General features: G+C 55.7%; 14 protein-coding genes. 10 read left to right on the top strand and 4 right to left on the bottom strand.

The window, feature by feature from the left end; all coding sequences use genetic code 11:
• Window positions 1-9: 9 nt before the first annotated feature.
• Window positions 10-357, bottom strand: a complete 348-nt coding sequence (locus tag GSF01_RS20150; protein WP_159887098.1) for a YugN family protein — start codon at window positions 355-357, stop codon at window positions 10-12.
• Window positions 358-579: 222 nt separating this feature from the next.
• Here GSF01_RS20150 and GSF01_RS20145 point away from each other — a divergent pair, with 222 nt between their 5' ends.
• Window positions 580-1,776, top strand: a complete 1,197-nt coding sequence (locus GSF01_RS20145; protein ID WP_201305445.1) for a M20 family metallopeptidase — start codon at window positions 580-582, stop codon at window positions 1,774-1,776.
• Between the two features lie 120 nt (window positions 1,777-1,896).
• On the top strand, window positions 1,897-2,334 hold the full coding sequence (locus GSF01_RS20140) for a CBS domain-containing protein (RefSeq protein ID WP_159887096.1): 438 nt from the start codon (window positions 1,897-1,899) through the stop codon (window positions 2,332-2,334).
• A 61-nt stretch (window positions 2,335-2,395) separates the two neighbouring features.
• Here GSF01_RS20140 and GSF01_RS20135 read toward each other — a convergent pair whose 3' ends face one another.
• Complete coding sequence (locus GSF01_RS20135) at window positions 2,396-3,109, bottom strand: thermonuclease family protein (RefSeq protein WP_235941633.1); 714 nt, start codon at window positions 3,107-3,109, stop codon at window positions 2,396-2,398.
• Window positions 3,110-3,298: 189 nt separating this feature from the next.
• On the opposite strand from GSF01_RS20135, the gene GSF01_RS20130 reads away from it, so the two are divergent.
• The 3 genes from GSF01_RS20130 (at window position 3,299) to GSF01_RS20120 (ending at window position 7,623) form a co-directional block, all read left to right on the top strand.
• Window positions 3,299-5,035, top strand: coding sequence for a DNA repair helicase XPB (locus GSF01_RS20130; RefSeq protein WP_159887095.1), 1,737 nt, complete (start codon window positions 3,299-3,301; stop codon window positions 5,033-5,035).
• Window positions 5,032-7,098, top strand: coding sequence for a helicase-associated domain-containing protein (locus GSF01_RS20125; protein ID WP_159887094.1), 2,067 nt, complete (start codon window positions 5,032-5,034; stop codon window positions 7,096-7,098). The genes GSF01_RS20130 and GSF01_RS20125 overlap by 4 nt, the downstream gene beginning before the upstream one ends.
• Window positions 7,099-7,176: 78 nt before the next feature.
• Entirely contained in the window at window positions 7,177-7,623 is a 447-nt protein-coding gene (locus GSF01_RS20120; protein ID WP_159887093.1) for a YlbF family regulator, read from the top strand.
• Between the two features lie 110 nt (window positions 7,624-7,733).
• Here the strand turns inward: GSF01_RS20120 and GSF01_RS20115 are convergent, their stop codons facing one another.
• Window positions 7,734-8,756 carry an asparaginase gene (locus GSF01_RS20115; RefSeq protein WP_159887091.1) on the bottom strand — a complete coding sequence of 341 codons (1,023 nt, stop codon included), beginning with the start codon at window positions 8,754-8,756 and terminating at the stop codon, window positions 7,734-7,736.
• A gap of 51 nt (window positions 8,757-8,807) precedes the next feature.
• Between GSF01_RS20115 and GSF01_RS20110 the strand changes: the two genes are divergently transcribed.
• The 5 genes from GSF01_RS20110 to galU all read left to right on the top strand — a co-directional run bounded on the left by GSF01_RS20110 (window position 8,808) and on the right by galU (window position 12,607).
• Window positions 8,808-9,074 carry a YlbG family protein gene (locus tag GSF01_RS20110; protein ID WP_159887089.1) on the top strand — a complete coding sequence of 89 codons (267 nt, stop codon included), beginning with the start codon at window positions 8,808-8,810 and terminating at the stop codon, window positions 9,072-9,074.
• A 241-nt stretch (window positions 9,075-9,315) separates the two neighbouring features.
• Window positions 9,316-9,762 (top strand): hypothetical protein, encoded by a 447-nt coding sequence (locus GSF01_RS20105; protein ID WP_159887087.1) that lies wholly within the window; start codon window positions 9,316-9,318, stop codon window positions 9,760-9,762.
• A 148-nt stretch (window positions 9,763-9,910) separates the two neighbouring features.
• Window positions 9,911-10,822 carry a selenium metabolism-associated LysR family transcriptional regulator gene (locus tag GSF01_RS20100; RefSeq protein WP_159887085.1) on the top strand — a complete coding sequence of 304 codons (912 nt, stop codon included), beginning with the start codon at window positions 9,911-9,913 and terminating at the stop codon, window positions 10,820-10,822.
• 67 nt (window positions 10,823-10,889) lie between these two features.
• On the top strand, window positions 10,890-11,738 hold the full coding sequence (locus tag GSF01_RS20095; RefSeq protein WP_159887083.1) for a PHP domain-containing protein: 849 nt from the start codon (window positions 10,890-10,892) through the stop codon (window positions 11,736-11,738).
• Window positions 11,735-12,607, top strand: a complete 873-nt coding sequence (galU, locus tag GSF01_RS20090) for a UTP--glucose-1-phosphate uridylyltransferase GalU (protein WP_159887081.1) — start codon at window positions 11,735-11,737, stop codon at window positions 12,605-12,607. Before GSF01_RS20095 ends, galU begins: the two co-directional genes overlap by 4 nt.
• 120 nt (window positions 12,608-12,727) lie before the next feature.
• Here the strand turns inward: galU and GSF01_RS20085 are convergent, their stop codons facing one another.
• The gene (locus GSF01_RS20085; protein WP_159887079.1) at window positions 12,728-14,566 is read right to left on the bottom strand and encodes an Rqc2 family fibronectin-binding protein; all 1,839 of its coding nucleotides are present in this window, start codon (window positions 14,564-14,566) and stop codon (window positions 12,728-12,730) included.
• Window positions 14,567-14,667 lie beyond the last annotated feature (101 nt).

Genomic DNA, 14,667 nt, shown 5'->3' with positions numbered 1-14,667 from the left:
AGCTTCCGCCTAATGGGTCAGCTTCGATTTCAGCTCAGCCAGCTTACCGGCAACCGTCTTCATGATGGAGTCCGGAACAGGCGAGTTGTAATCGAGTCCGTGCGGGAAGGTAGCTCTCCCGATATAAGTTTCTTCTACGTAAAGAATGGCGTAAGGGGATTCAAGCTTGCCGCTTTCCACACGCGTGTTGACGCGAAGAAAGTAATCGTTGCCCGTTGCTTTATCTTCCAGCTTCAGGTCATAGGTAGCACGGTAGTACTCCCATTGCCAGCGTACGAAGCCAAGCTGCTCCATGCTTTCGTCCAAGTGGGCCAGATCGCTTTTCAAGCCCTTCAAACCACTGTTTTCAATAATCACAGCAAGCCCTCCTAATCTATGTACATCACTTTATCACTTTACCCATGATAGTATGTTTCCCTTACTTGTGCAAGCCTAATGCATGGGGGCAGAGGTCGCTCCAAAGGGAAAGTTTGAAAAATTGTGACACAAAAAATTATGTCTCGAGGGATGAAACCATTTCGGGCTTTTGTTAAACTATATAATAGCTCACTTCACAGAACCCTAATCGGAGGCATTCTTATGACTATATATGAAGCTTTGGAAGCTGCTTATCCGGAAATGGTGGAATGGCGGAGGTATTTGCACCGCCATCCGGAGCTGTCCTACGGCGAAACGGCGACAGCGGCATTCGTAGCCGGCAAGCTGCGCAGCTGGGGACTTGAAGTCCGCGAGCAGGCGGGAGGCGGTCACGGCTTGGTGGCCGTGCTACGGGGGGCGAGGAAGGGGCCGACCGTGGCCCTGAGGGCGGATATGGATGCGCTGCCGATCCAGGATGAGAAAGGCTGCGACTATGCATCCGTTGTGCCGGGCGTCATGCACGCCTGCGGACATGATGCGCATACGTCCACGCTGCTGGCTGTGGCCCGGACGATGAGCGAGCATGCCGACCTGCTGCGGGGGCAGGTTATGTTTGTTTTCCAGCCTGCCGAGGAGACGACTCCCGGAGGCGCGCTCGGCTTGATCGAGGAGGGCTTGCTCGACCAGGTTGACGTGATGTACGGCATCCATCTATGGACCCCCTTCGAAGTAGGGACGGCTGCTTGTAAGCCGGGGCCTGCGATGGCGGCAGCGGATGAGTTCGTGATCGAGATAAGAGGCAAAGGAGGGCACGGAGGCTTGCCGCATGAAGCGGTCGACAGCGTCTTCGTGGCATCCCAGCTGGTGGTCAACCTCCAGTCGATCGTCAGCCGCTCGGCCGACCCGACAGAGCCATGCGTAGTATCCGTAGGCTCCATACACAGCGGCACGACCTTCAATGTGATCGCAGAGACCGCCGTGCTGAAGGGGACCGTTCGCACTTTCGATAAGGAGCTACGCAATAAGGTAAGACAGCGGCTTGAAACCATCGTCGAGCAAACCTGTCTCATGAACGGGGCAAGCTATGAGCTCGATTACAAGATGGGCTATCCCCCGGTGATCAATGCGGCCGAGGAAGCTGAGCGCTTTGCCCGGGCTGCGCCGCGTACATTCGGCATGGAGAGAACGAAGCGTTCCCCGTTAATTATGGCGGGAGAAGATTATGCTTATTATCTGGAAAAGGTTCCGGGCTGCTTCATGTTCGTAGGAGCCGGCAATCCAGCTAAAGGAATCGTTCATCCTCATCATCATCCGAAGTTTGATATCGATGAAAGATCCATGCTTTATGCAGCCCAGTTGTTTGTGGATATGACACTGGATTATATGAAGACTGCCGAGGGAACCTTTTCCGATATGTAACAGCGCTGCGGGAGGATGAACGCTTAGCCTGAGGGAGAATCTAAGAGAGACGGGGTTTTAAGCGGAAACTGAGGCACGGAGTTGACGCCCCGAACTTTCATCTCAGGAGGAATTAGCGCTATGGCATCCAGAACGCTTCGCGAAATCATGACGAAGGATTGTATAACGGTGACGTTGAAGGATAATGTATATGAAGCCGCGGTCAAAATGAAACAGGAAGACACGGGCTTCATCCCGGTGGTGGACGGAAACCGGCTGATCGGCGTATTGACGGACCGCGACCTGGTCATCCGGGGGTTTGCCGAGAAGAAGGAAGGCTCGACGGCGATCAAGGAAGTCATGAGTGACCGCGTGGTCTCCGTTCCTCCGGAAACGACGGTCGACGAGGCTGCCAGGATTATGGCCAAGGAACAAATCCGCCGTCTGCCGATCGTCGAGAATGGCGAGTTTGTCGGTATCGTATCGATCGGCGACCTGGCGGTAAGGGATAAGTTCGAGGATGAGGCCGGGGAAGCGCTTAGCAAAATCTCGGAGAGCAACAAACAGCCGGTCATGTAATTACTTAAATAAACTTAAAGAAAACCATTCTCCCAAACCGCGTCAGGGGAGAATGGTTATTTTATTTCCCCGCTTTGCGGAAGCCAGCCGCTTTCGCTTCTTCTTCGGTACAAAACATGCGTTCCGCCTGGGTCTGCTCGTACGCCTTGCCTCCGGGCATATGGTAGATGAACTCTTTCTTGCTATTGATGTTTCCCTTAATCTGCGGATGGGAACAGGCCGCGTCGCTCGCGGGCGATGGGGAAGACAAGGACCACAAGCCCTTGCCGGTTTTTCTTGCTTCTCTCTCGGCCTTGGTGAATCGCTCGGCGTACATGACATTCGGCGGGACGGTCATGGGATTGGCATACCCTTCGCGAACCAGCTTCTCATTATACATGTCGGGTTCGCCTTCCTTGAATACATAACGCAGAAGCCGGCCGTACTTGTCTGTGTCCCCTGTGTCGGGAAACAGATACACGGTCTGGCCAGTCAATTGCTTCTTGGAATACTCGCTCGCTTCCTTGCCGTACGGCTCCACCTTACCGATGCTCTCCGGTGTGTTCACGCCGATTAGTCTAACTTTGTCCAAGCTGGAGGTCTCGAAGGTGTCGCCGTCCACTACCCGCTTAACCTGGATGATTTCATGCACTTTTTCGCGCAGTTCTGGATAATTCTTGTAAATGTCCTGCAAAAAAACACTTTCCTGTGTAGAAGCGCCGGTATTCATCACGCCGCAACCGGCGGCCGCTATCATCAGCCCGGCTAGCAGCAGGCTCAGCACATAGGATTTCACTGATAATCCAATCCCTTCCTTATACAACGATTCGTTACGGCAGGAAACCACCGACTCACATTTTTCCATAAAAGACGGGTATAATCAAGCGAATTTCTTATATGGAAGGTCTGCTCGCAGCATGCAGGTTTAAATCTTGGTTCGTTCTCTCATACTAAAACTATCTGTTAAAGTTTGGAGGGATCGACCTTGGCTGTTTACCGGAAAGACAGACCGTTGATCGTGCAGCATGATTTTTGCATATTGGCTGAGGCGCGCCATCCGGAAATGGAGAAGCTGCGCGCGAGCCTTGCCAGGTTCTCAGAGCTGGTGAAGTCCCCCGACAACATCCATACGTACCGCATGTCCTCCTTATCGCTGTGGAATGCGGCGGCATCCGGCATGACCTCGGAGGAAGTGGTCGAATTCCTGGATCATCACTCTAAGTTCGGCGTTCCGGCTGTCGTCAGGCAGGACATTGTCCGCTTTATCGAGCGGTACGGGCTGGTCAGGCTGGAGCGAATGGGCGAAGATTTGCTGCTCATATCGGATGATCTCGACGTCATCAAGGAAATGGTGTCCTTCAAATCGCTCCGCTCTTACGGCTTGGTGCAAACCGATGCCCGGACCCTCCGCTTCTCGTCGCAGTATCGGGGGCTGCTCAAGCAGGAGCTGATCAAGCTGGGCTTTCCGGTAGAGGATCTGGCCGGGTACAGTACCGGCGAAGCTTTGCCGATCCGGCTGCGCGCGGGTGCGGAGAGGGATTCCAGCTTCGAGCTCCGGGACTATCAGCGTTGCGCCGTCGATTCCTTTTACCGAGAGGGCTCGCTGCAAGGCGGCAGCGGGGTGCTGGTACTGCCGTGCGGAGCCGGCAAAACGGTTATCGGCATAGCCGCGATGGGAAAGCTCTCATGCGCTACGCTGATCTTAACGACAAACAGCACCTCAGTAAAGCAGTGGAAGCGGGAAATTTTAAGCAAGACCGATCTGTCGGAAGACATGGTAGGCGAATATACGGGCGAGGTCAAGGAAGTGCGTCCCGTGACGATAGCTACATATCAAATATTAACCTACCGCAAGTCGAAAAACGGTCCGTTTCTCCATATCGATTTGTTTAAAAAAAGAGATTGGGGACTTATCGTTTATGACGAGGTGCATCTGCTGCCTGCTCCTGTTTTCCGGATTACCGCTGATATTCAGGCTACCCGCAGATTGGGACTGACGGCTACGTTAATCCGGGAGGACGGACGGGAGGAGGATGTGTTTTCGCTCGTCGGACCGAAACGCTATGAGATGCCCTGGAAGACCCTGGAAAATCAAGGCTGGATTGCTTCCGTTGAGTGCGTGGAGCTTCAGATCCCGCTGCCGCCTGACCGGATGGAAGCATACCGGATGGCCGGAGAGCGGGAGAGGATGCGTATCGCCAGCGGCAACCCGGCTAAGCTAACGGCCGCCGAGGCTTTGCTCCGCAGGCATCAAGGAGAGCAAATCTTATTGATCGGACATTACCTGGATCAGCTGAAAGAGCTGGCAATGCGTACGGGTGCGCCGATGATCAGCGGGGAAATGGCCCATGAAAGCCGGGAAGCGCTCTACCAAGCATTCCGGAGCGGAGAACTTTCCGTATTAATCGTATCGAAGGTCGCCAACTTTGCGGTGGATCTTCCGGATGCCGCGGTTGCCATACAGCTATCCGGAAGCTTCGGCTCCCGGCAGGAGGAGGCGCAGCGGCTGGGACGAATTCTAAGGCCCAAGCAGGGGGACAATAAGGCCTTCTTCTATTCCTTGGTCAGCTTGGATACGAAGGAGCAGGAGTTTGCGATGAACCGCCAGTTGTTTCTGATCGAGCAAGGCTATTCGTACCGGACTATAGACGTACAAGCGGATTCTGAGTACATGGGTGTGCAAGAGAAGGCCAAGACGCTCAGAGAGGCGGTGCGGCCATGAACTACATCGAGTTAGCCGGCATGCTGCCCCAGGAACTGCGGGAGAGAATAGAGAGCGAGACGGTTTATACGCCATGGCTGAAGACGGGCGGTTCGCTGGAGCGGCTATGGCAGGATGACGTCGTATTGGAAACGGTCTATAATCGCCTATCGGCGGCGGAACGAGAACTGCTGGAGCTTATCGTCCGGCGGATGGGCTGCACTCCTTTTGACGATGCGCTATTGGTGCGTTCCGCAGAGGCCCGCTTGTCCAAGGCTGAGATACGCGCCGGCTGCGCCGGTCTGCGCCGCAAAGGATTGATATTCGCTTTCCGTAAATCTTGGGGAGAGCTTCTTTATCTGCTCCCGGAGGACGGCTTCGCCCGCTGGCAGCGGATCCTGTACGGCAATATGTACCGGATTCCGCAAGCAACCGAGCCGCCCGAAGAGCTGCAGGACGGATTGGATCCGGTGCTGCCTCTTTTCGATCTTCTCGTCTACGCAGCCAAGCATGGATTGAAGCTGACGAGAAGCGGAACGCTGACCAAGCGCGCCATACAGCGGATCGCCGAGCTTGTTTCCTGGCAGGAGCCAGGCTTGCAGGGGCTTGCCCTGAAATACGTCTTTGCCGACGTTTACCCTCTGAAGGTTGCCCTTGCGCTGGATATGGGACTAAAGCTTAACCTGCTGATCCGCCGGGATGAAGAGCTTGAGTGGCAAACCGATGCGCTGTATGAGTTTCTGGCCATGCCTCGTTCCGCACAAAATAACAGGCTGTACGAGTGGTGGAAAGATATCTCTTTCCCGAGCGCCGTTTGGCTGCAGCATGCCGTACTGCTTATTGAAGCCTGGCCTGTCGCGCAACCCTTCGAGTCTTGGCGTATCGTAGAGCTATTGGCTGGCGCAGGACTGTTGGCGGCTCCCGAGGAGCCCCAGGAGCTGGAGGAACGGATACGCCTGCTTCAGCTCCATTGGCTGGAGCCCTTATGCGTGTTTGGATGGATGGAGCGGATAACGGACCCAGCGGGCCGACCGGATTCCGATATCCGATCTCCCGGCACCGGACATTACCGCTGGGTGAGGCATCCGGGGCAGCCGGATGACAGAGCAGACGGTGAGGCTGGGCGGCTGGTTGTGCAGCCGGACTTCGACATTCTCGTGCCTCCCGATGTGCCTCTGCTTGTCCAATGGGAGCTGTGCAGCTTGGCGCAAGAGCCTGCCCGAGACGTGCTCAGCGTTAGCAAGCTGACCAAGTCCAGTATCAAGTTTGCGCTTCAGAACGGACGAACGGCAGAAGATGTGATTGCTTTCCTGGAACGTCAAGGCGCTTACGGGCTGCCTGAGAACGTGAGGCTTACTATTCAGCAATGGGCTAAGCCGTTTGGATTGACGAATATTGCCCATGTGACCCTGCTCCGGTGCGCCGATGCCGACACTGCGAGGACGCTTGGCAGATTGCCGGCAGTATCCGGGCTGCTCGGGGAGCCGCTGGGCGATAAGGATTATCTTATCCATACAGGCGATGTGAAGGCGCTGGCCGCAGCGCTGGAGAAAGCCGGATTCATGGCGGGGCTGCCCAGTTCCACCGAGTTAGGCGGCTCGAAGGAATACCCGGCCTTTACCCACGAAACCTTCTGCTCACCGACGGCTATCTGGCCTGAGCTCCAGAGGAAGGGACAAGGGCTTGTATACGCACGGCATTCGGCAGGCTACTTTCAGCTGGACTCCCATCTGCCTGAAACATCCGATTTGTATCCGGATTTGCGAGACATTCCCGCTGCCTGGCTGAAGGAGTACCGCAGCTATCATCCCTCAATCCGCAAGGAGATGGTGGAGAAGGCGATAGAACTGGGCTCGATTCTGCAGATTCGCAAGGATGGCGCCGATCATCGGATCGTACCGCGTAAGCTTCAGGAGACGAGGGGAACGTGGTGCCTGACGGGGATGGAGGCGGAGAGGTACCCGGAGCGGGTCGAGCTTGCTCTCCGCAGGGCGGAAGACCGTGGGCGATCTGCGGAAATACGGCTGTTGAGCGGGGAATGGCAGGAGATGAAGTTGATATTACCGGGGGTTAACGATAAATAATAGACGCATCCTAGCAGGCGGGTATGGTATAATAGAAGAGCAAGCCTAATTTTCCGTACCGAAAGGCAGGTGCTGTTGATGGCAGTTATGGAATCTCGCACGCTCGATATGTCGGTCATGCTGATGGAAGCGTACGATTTGGCCGATTTGATCAAAAACTCCGCGGAAACGGCGGATTATCTATATTGGAAGCAGCTGAAGGATGCCGATGAGAAGGTGAAGCGGCTGGTCATAGAGTTTCGGAAGAGCAAGGAACGGTTCGAGGAGTGCGAGCGCTTCGGACATTACCATCCGAATTATCACGAGGCGCTGGACAAGGTAAGGGCGGTTGAGGCTCAACTGGATGAGCTGGAGCCGGTTCGCCGATTCAAGGAAGCGGAGCGCAAGCTCGATGAATTGCTTTACTCCGTATCGGAGACGATCGCTCGGGCGGTGTCCGATTCGATTAAGGTGCCCTCGAACGATCCGCTTGCAAGTACCGGGGGATGCTCTTCCGGAGGCAGCTGCAGCGGCAAGTGCGGCTAGTGAAAGAGGCCCGTGGGCCTCTTTTTTATTGCTGGAAGCTGTTACATCGCCAAGCATGAGGGGTATTCGATACTGTAGCCTATATCGCTCGAAAAAATGTGCGCCCTTGGTCAGTCTGATCGGGCGAGCCGAAATACGGGGGCAAGAACGCCGACCGATTCGCCCCGGCGGTTCACCACTACCGGACGATGATAGGAGGCAAGCTCTGCCGCTTCATGCTCGGCAAGGAATCCGAGCTGCAGCAACGCTTCGGCGGCGGCCGGGTACAACGCGCGCTCGGAGCCGTCTTCCAGCTTGATCGCCAAGCCGATTCCTTTCTCGGGAACCGTCGCCGCAAACACTCCCTCGGCGCCCATCTTGCCGATGATCCGGCCTCCGGTTACCTCTGCAAGACGCGTATCGAACCGATCGGTGCCCGCGACATAGAACGGTTCTTGTCCGATAGACCGCAAGATCCGGCGGCAGGCGTCAGCGCGCGCGGGAGCAAGAGCTTCCGGGCGTCCGAGACGGGCGTAGCCGAGGGCCAGGGCAGACAAAGGGAGCGCATAGACGGGGACCCCGCAGCCGTCGATGCCGAGCTGGATTTCATCGGCAGGCACGCTGCACATCTCGCTGACGGCTTGCAGCATTTTTTTCTGGACAGGATGTTCGGGACGAGTATACTGGTGAATAGGTACTTCCAGAAGTCGGGCCAAGGCTAGCATCCCCGCATGCTTCCCGGAGCAGTTATTATGCACGGCTTGGACAGCCTTATGCTCATACTTAAGCCGGTCCGCCTCTCGCTTCAGCATCGGCTCCTGAAGTCCGCAGTCTAGAGCGCTTACATCCAGACCGGCCTTGGCTAGAATAGAAGCGGCCGCTATCGTATGAGCGGGCTCTCCGTTGTGGGAGGCGCACAGCAGCGTAATTTCGCTATCGGACAGGTCATACCGCTCGGCTCCTCCCATTTCGAGCAAAGGGATCGCCTGCAGCAGCTTGGCGGTCGAGCGAGCGTAAGTATAGAACTGAGCGTCCCCCAGGCTGGCAATCAACCGTCCTGATGATTCGACTGCGGCCAGGTGGCCGCGATGGATGCTTTCCGTAATCGGTCCGCGCGTTACGGCTACGAGAGCTTCAGAAGCACAATATGACATATTGAAGGATCAGTCCTTTCCTAAAAATAAACAGCAGAAAGAGGTCATGCCATGTTTACCGAACGAGCCGGCATCATTGTATGGGTGTCCGATGTAAAAGCGGCTGCCAAGCATTTGGAGAAATACGGGAACGTCCATTTCATCTCCAAGAAGCTTCATTATGCCGCTATGTATATTTATGCCAGCCGGCTGGAGGAAACGATCAAGCAGCTGCAGCGGCTGCCTTTCGTCAAGAAAGTGGAGCGCTCCCACCGGCAAGAGATTCCGACGGAGTACAATAGTAATATGCCTGACAAAACAAGATTCTACACCCTGTAAGGCTCCGAGAAACCATCAGTCTCTTTCGGAAGTCTATGCATGGATTATAGAGGCCACGGCAGAAGCTCTTTTACGGAAAGGTACAGACCCTCATGATGATGAGCTATCTGTGCCTTTTTCTGTATCCCATAAAGAACCTAAAGATTTTTTAAGTTGATTCTATACGACATTGCGATAAAATAAAAGGAGGTATGAAGTACATAGGTTTTTAGGACCATTTTTGCAGGAAGAGGGTTGGGCTATGGCTAACTTGCATTCCGGCGAATCTGCTAAACATCATCAAGAAACTGACTTCATGGTGCTTGGAGGGAGAGTGATCTCGGACATTGTCATCACTCACCATGCACGCACCCGCTGGGCAGATCGCGTCGAGTCAGAGAAAACAGGTTTTTCCGATATTGCCGAGTTTCTGCGGGACAAGCTTCTCTCCTGTTCCGTTCGAACGTATTATAAGAACGAGCAGGACGTCTTTCTGATCGATGACGATCTGGTGATGGTTGCCGAGTTCGCGGAAATCGATAAGCCTCGCCTGCAATCCCAGAGAATGCCCGTCTGCAAAATGATCGTCATTACTTTTCTCGGCCGCATGTCCGAGACGATGGAGCTGCGCGATCTTCGCTCCTACTATTCGTGGCTGCGTCATTCACGCCGGATGACGCTTATAAAGAACGGCCGTAAGCGAAGATAACGGTAGCGTTCTTATGACGAAACATCCATCCGGTATGCCGCCGATGCGGCATGCCTATTCCTTTTTGTCTAATCTTTGCCTGCGCAGATAGCCTCTTGCCGTTTTTTTATATATAATCTGGAGGAATACGCTTTTTGCGGAGGTAGTCATGGCGCTTAACTTTCATCAGCTTCATATCTTCTATACGGTTGCCGAGAAAGGCAGCTTCTCGCATGCGGCGGCCGCTTTGCATATGACCCAGCCGGCCGTGACGATGCAGATCCAGTCGCTTGAGGATTACTTCGGCACGAAGCTGTTCGTGCGTTCTACGAAGCGAGTAGAGCTTACGGAGGCCGGACGCGCGCTGATGCCTTTCGCACGGCGGAGCATCGAATTGATCAAGGAAACGGACGTGGGGATGTCCAAATTTACCCATATGCTGGAAGGGAGACTCCACCTCGGCGCGAGCCTGACCGTCGGCGAATACATCCTGCCGCGGCTGCTCGGCCCCTTCGGACAGGAATACCCGAGCATCTCGGTAAGCATGAAGGTTATTAACACCAAGCAGATTTTGGAGGAGATTTTGAGCCATCAGCTGACCTTCGGACTTGTCGAGGCCGAGGTCAATCACCCCGATCTGCACACGGAAGCGGTGCTTAGCGACGAGCTTAAGCTGATCTTGCCGAAGGATCATCCGCTCGGCCAATATGATCGAATACCGGTCGAAAGTCTGCGCGACTATCCGTTCGTGCTGCGGGAGCAGGGCTCGGGAACACGAAAGGTGATGGAGGAAGAGCTCGCGCGGGCAGGCTGTGACGTCTCTTCGCTCAAGATCGTGATGGAGCTTGGCAGCACCGGAGCCGTCAAGTCCGCGGTCGAGGCGGGCCTCGGCATCTCGGTGTTGTCGCAATCTTCACTTAAACACGAGGCTGCGCTTGGCGTGCTTCAGGTCAAGGAAGTGGAGGGCGTCAGCTTCGCGCGCAGCTTCCATGCGATCTATCTAAGCTCGACGCTGCTGCCGATCTCGGCCGTTACCTTCCTGACTTTTCTGCGGGAACGGGATCTGAGCCAGTGGCTGTAGGAAGAGGCTGCTTGATGGCTGCGTATAGCTGTAACGAAAGCAAAATTTCAATAAGGAGGATTGCGCCATGCCTTATGCCGACCTGCATACGCATACCATAGCGTCTGACGGAACGGGAACGCCGTCGGATAATGTAAGATTGGCCGCCGCCGCCGGACTCGAGGCGATAGCCATCACGGACCACGATACGGTCGGTGGATTGAAGGAAGCCCTTGAGGCGGGAGAGAGGTACGGGATTACCGTAGTCCCCGGCATTGAAATCAGCACGATTCATGAAGGCCTCGATATCCATGTGCTAGGGTACTGGGTAGACTGGCAGGATTCCCTTTTCCTGGAGAGGCTGGAGCAGCTTCGGAGCGTCAGAGATCGCCGTAATGAGATGATCGTCGACCGTCTGCGCAGCCTGGGCATGGACATTACCATGGCAGACGTCGTGGCCTCGGCAAGCTTGCTGAAGCGCGATGGTGATACCATCGGCCGGCCGCATATCGCCGATGCGCTTGTACGCAAAGGCTATGTCGGGTCGATGGCCGAGGCATTCGACCGTTTTTTGGGCCGGGGGGCAGCCGCTTATGCGAATCCTCCGCGCATCTCCCCCTTCGAAGCGATCCGCTGGATCCGTGAAGCCGGCGGTTCTCCGGTGCTGGCGCACCCGGGGCTGTACGGCTGCGACGAGCTGATCCCATTGCTTGCAGCTCAAGGGCTTGCAGGGCTGGAGGCTTATCATTCGGATCATACGCCTGAGCAGGAAGCGGCATACGCTGCCATGGCAGCGGAGCACGGATTTTTGATTACGGCAGGCTCCGACTATCACGGGGAGCGGGGGGGCGTCGTCTTCCATGCGCCGATTGGGACGCGCCGTGTCGAATCAGCTATTATCGATCAATTATATGAACAAAGAGGAGAACGGTCATGAAAGTACGCAAAGCGATCATACCGGCGGCAGGACTTGGAACACGGTTCCTGCCGGCCACCAAGGCGCAGCCGAAGGAAATGCTGCCCATCGTCGACAAACCGGCGATTCAATATATCGTGGAGGAAGCGATATCCTCGGGTATCGAGGATATTATCATTGTAACCGGTCGTAACAAGCGCGCGATCGAGGATCATTTTGACAGGTCGGTGGAGCTGGAGGCCGTGCTTCAGGAGAAGGGGAATCAGGAGCTCCTTGAGATGGTCCAGTCCATCTCTAATCTGACGGATGTCCATTATATCCGGCAAAAACAACCTCTAGGTCTAGGTCACGCCGTGCTATGCGCACGTAAATTTATTGGCGATGAACCATTTGCCGTTCTGCTGGGGGATGATATTATTCAGTCCGAGCCTCCGTGCCTTAAGCAGATGATCGATTTGTTCGAGGAAACGGGAACGTCGGTGATCGGGTCCCAGGAGGTTCCTTGGGAGGATGTCAATAAATACGGCATTCTGTCTCCGGCGCAGGGGTCCACGGATTATGCCTGGATCGAAGATTTGATCGAGAAGCCGGATCGCGAGTCGGCTCCGTCCAATCAGGCGATTATCGGCCGTTATGTACTGACGCCGGATGTCTTCGATATTTTGGAAACAAGCGCTCCGGGCCGTGGAGGGGAAATCCAGTTGACCGATGCTCTCCGTGTATTAAACGGCAAGCAGAGGATGGTGATGCACCCGATCACGGGACGCCGTTACGATGTCGGGGATAAGCTGGGTTACATAGAAGCGACCATCGAGATCGCGCTGGAGCGCGAGGAGCTGAAGGGACCGCTTGAGGCCTATTTGCGCAAGCGGCTGGGCATGCAGCCATAGTAAGCTGCCGATAGGTGTCCGGACATGGAAGAAAGGGCTGCCTGCAGGGATAAACGACCTGCATGGCAGCCCTTTTTGTCTGGAGAAGCTGGAACGTGCGGAATAGAGCGGGATGGAGCGTTACTTGATCGTCAACGGCAGCTGCTTCAGCCTCTCGGCATCCGGTGTCACGAACAAGGTCCGCTGATGATCGTAGATCACGAAGCCCGGCTTGGCGCCGCTTGGCTTGCGTACGTGCTTGATCAACGTGTAGTCGACGGGAACCGAGCTCGATTCCTTGGCCTGACTGTAGTAGGCTGCCAGTTGAGCCGCCTCCATCAGGGTGTCGTCACCGAACTGCGCACTGCGGATGACCACATGGGAGCCGGGAATATCTTTGGTATGAAGCCAGGTATCGCCCGAATGCGCAAGCCGGTTCGTCACATATTCGTTCTGCGTGTTGTTTTTGCCGACATAGATCGGAATGCCCTCGCTGGACGTATAGCAGGCAAGCAGGGGCTTTGCGTTTGCTTTCTTACGCTTCAGCTTCCGGCCCCGGCTGCGCAGATACCCTTGCTCCACCAATTCCTCGCGAATTTCTTCGATATCCTGCATGCCTGCGCCGGAAAGCTGCTGAAGGAGGCTATCCAGATAGACGATCTCTTCCCGGGCTTGGGTCATCTGCTGATTCACGACAGTCAGACTATTCTTGGCCTTTGTGTACTTCTTGAAGTACCGCTGGGCGTTGTCCGAGGGCGAGAGCAGGGGATCAAGCTCAATTTCCACCGGCCGCTGCTCCTCGTCGTAATAGTTGATGACCTCGATCTTGCTTTCGCCCTTGCGAATCTGATGCATGGAGGCGGTCAGCAGCTCCCCCAGGATACGGAATCGGTCGGCCTGCTGCGCGTCCTCCAGCGTCTCGGCCAGCTTCTCCAGCTTCTTGATATTTTTGCTTCGTTCGTTCGACAATAGTCTGAACAGATCGCTCACCCGCTGCTTGACCGTATCGCGCTCCGCTTTGTCGCTGTAGTACGTCTCCAAACAACGGCTGATCGATTCGAAGCGGCGCGTTTCCCCCTGCAGATGCGTCAGGTCGGTAATCGAAAAGTAGCTTTTGCCCGAAGCGGGTACGGTGGTAATGACAGGGTCGGGCTGACGATTGCGGAGCCGGTCAGTAAGCTCGCGAAAATGGGGCCACAGCTTGCGGGCGGCCTCGTTATCGTCGCTGCCGGCTGCCGATTCGGCCGCTGCCGCGTCAGCGGAGGACGCCAGGGCCGCAAGACTGTCGCCGCTGCCGAACGCCCGGTACACCAGCTCGCGCGCCACCAGCGGGCTGAAGCCGCTAAAGCGCTGCACGAGAGCCTGTTCCCAGAGCTTGTGACCGGGCGCAAGCCCTTCCGCGGCAAGGGCTTGCGCCGTAGAGTCAAGCAGCATAGCGAACGAGTCCTCGTCCGCGCAATCCATCGGGTTAGCCTTATGCTGCTCCGGCGGGTTGACATACGGGACGCCTGGCATGACGACCCGATAGCTGCTGATGGACGGCGTAATATGATGGATCCCGTCAATGATCGTATGGGAAGCGGGATCGAGCAGGATCAGGTTGCTGTGCCGGCCCATAATTTCGACGATGACGGTTTTGAGGCTCAGGTCGCCGAGCTCGTCGCGCTGCCGGATGTTGAAGCGGATGACCCGCTCCATCTGCGGCTGCTCGATCGACTCGATCATGCCTCCTTCGCAGTGCTTGCGGAGCAGCATGCAGAACATCGGCGCTTCCTGCGGGTTAACGAAGCTCTCCTCGGTGAGGTGTACGCGCGGATAAGTAGGGCTTGCCGATAAGATGAGCTTGACATTGCGCCCGGCGGCCCGAAGCTGAAACACGATATCATTGCCGGAGGGCATCTGGATTTTATTGATACGGCATGGAAGAAGCGCTTGCAGCTCCTGTACGAGGCCGTGAATGACAAGACCGTCGAAGGACATAGATGAGAACAACTCCAATCTGAGTAAACGTCATTTCCTATCATGCCATAATTTTGCGAAAAACTTAAGGTCTTTCTCGGAGCTTCCAGGAAAACGTGCTA

This window comes from Paenibacillus puerhi, assembly GCF_009846885.1.
Classification (GTDB): Bacteria; Bacillota; Bacilli; order Paenibacillales; family NBRC-103111; genus Paenibacillus_G; species Paenibacillus_G puerhi.
Note: the sequence above shows the minus strand (reverse complement) of the source record. Positions and strands in the feature narration are given on the sequence as shown.

Excerpts from the sequence above, each read along its gene's own strand:
- GSF01_RS20145 (WP_201305445.1), top strand. The coding sequence starts at position 580 with ATGACTATATATGAAGCTTTGGAAGCTGCTTATCCGGAAATGGTGGAA.
- GSF01_RS20140 (WP_159887096.1), top strand. The coding sequence starts at position 1,897 with ATGGCATCCAGAACGCTTCGCGAAATCATGACGAAGGATTGTATAACG.
- GSF01_RS20125 (WP_159887094.1), top strand. The coding sequence starts at position 5,032 with ATGAACTACATCGAGTTAGCCGGCATGCTGCCCCAGGAACTGCGGGAG.
- GSF01_RS20120 (WP_159887093.1), top strand. The coding sequence starts at position 7,177 with ATGGCAGTTATGGAATCTCGCACGCTCGATATGTCGGTCATGCTGATG.
- GSF01_RS20115 (WP_159887091.1), bottom strand. The coding sequence starts at position 8,756 with ATGTCATATTGTGCTTCTGAAGCTCTCGTAGCCGTAACGCGCGGACCG.
- GSF01_RS20110 (WP_159887089.1), top strand. The coding sequence starts at position 8,808 with ATGTTTACCGAACGAGCCGGCATCATTGTATGGGTGTCCGATGTAAAA.
- GSF01_RS20105 (WP_159887087.1), top strand. The coding sequence starts at position 9,316 with ATGGCTAACTTGCATTCCGGCGAATCTGCTAAACATCATCAAGAAACT.
- GSF01_RS20100 (WP_159887085.1), top strand. The coding sequence starts at position 9,911 with ATGGCGCTTAACTTTCATCAGCTTCATATCTTCTATACGGTTGCCGAG.
- GSF01_RS20095 (WP_159887083.1), top strand. The coding sequence starts at position 10,890 with ATGCCTTATGCCGACCTGCATACGCATACCATAGCGTCTGACGGAACG.
- galU (WP_159887081.1), top strand. The coding sequence starts at position 11,735 with ATGAAAGTACGCAAAGCGATCATACCGGCGGCAGGACTTGGAACACGG.
- GSF01_RS20085 (WP_159887079.1), bottom strand. The coding sequence starts at position 14,566 with ATGTCCTTCGACGGTCTTGTCATTCACGGCCTCGTACAGGAGCTGCAA.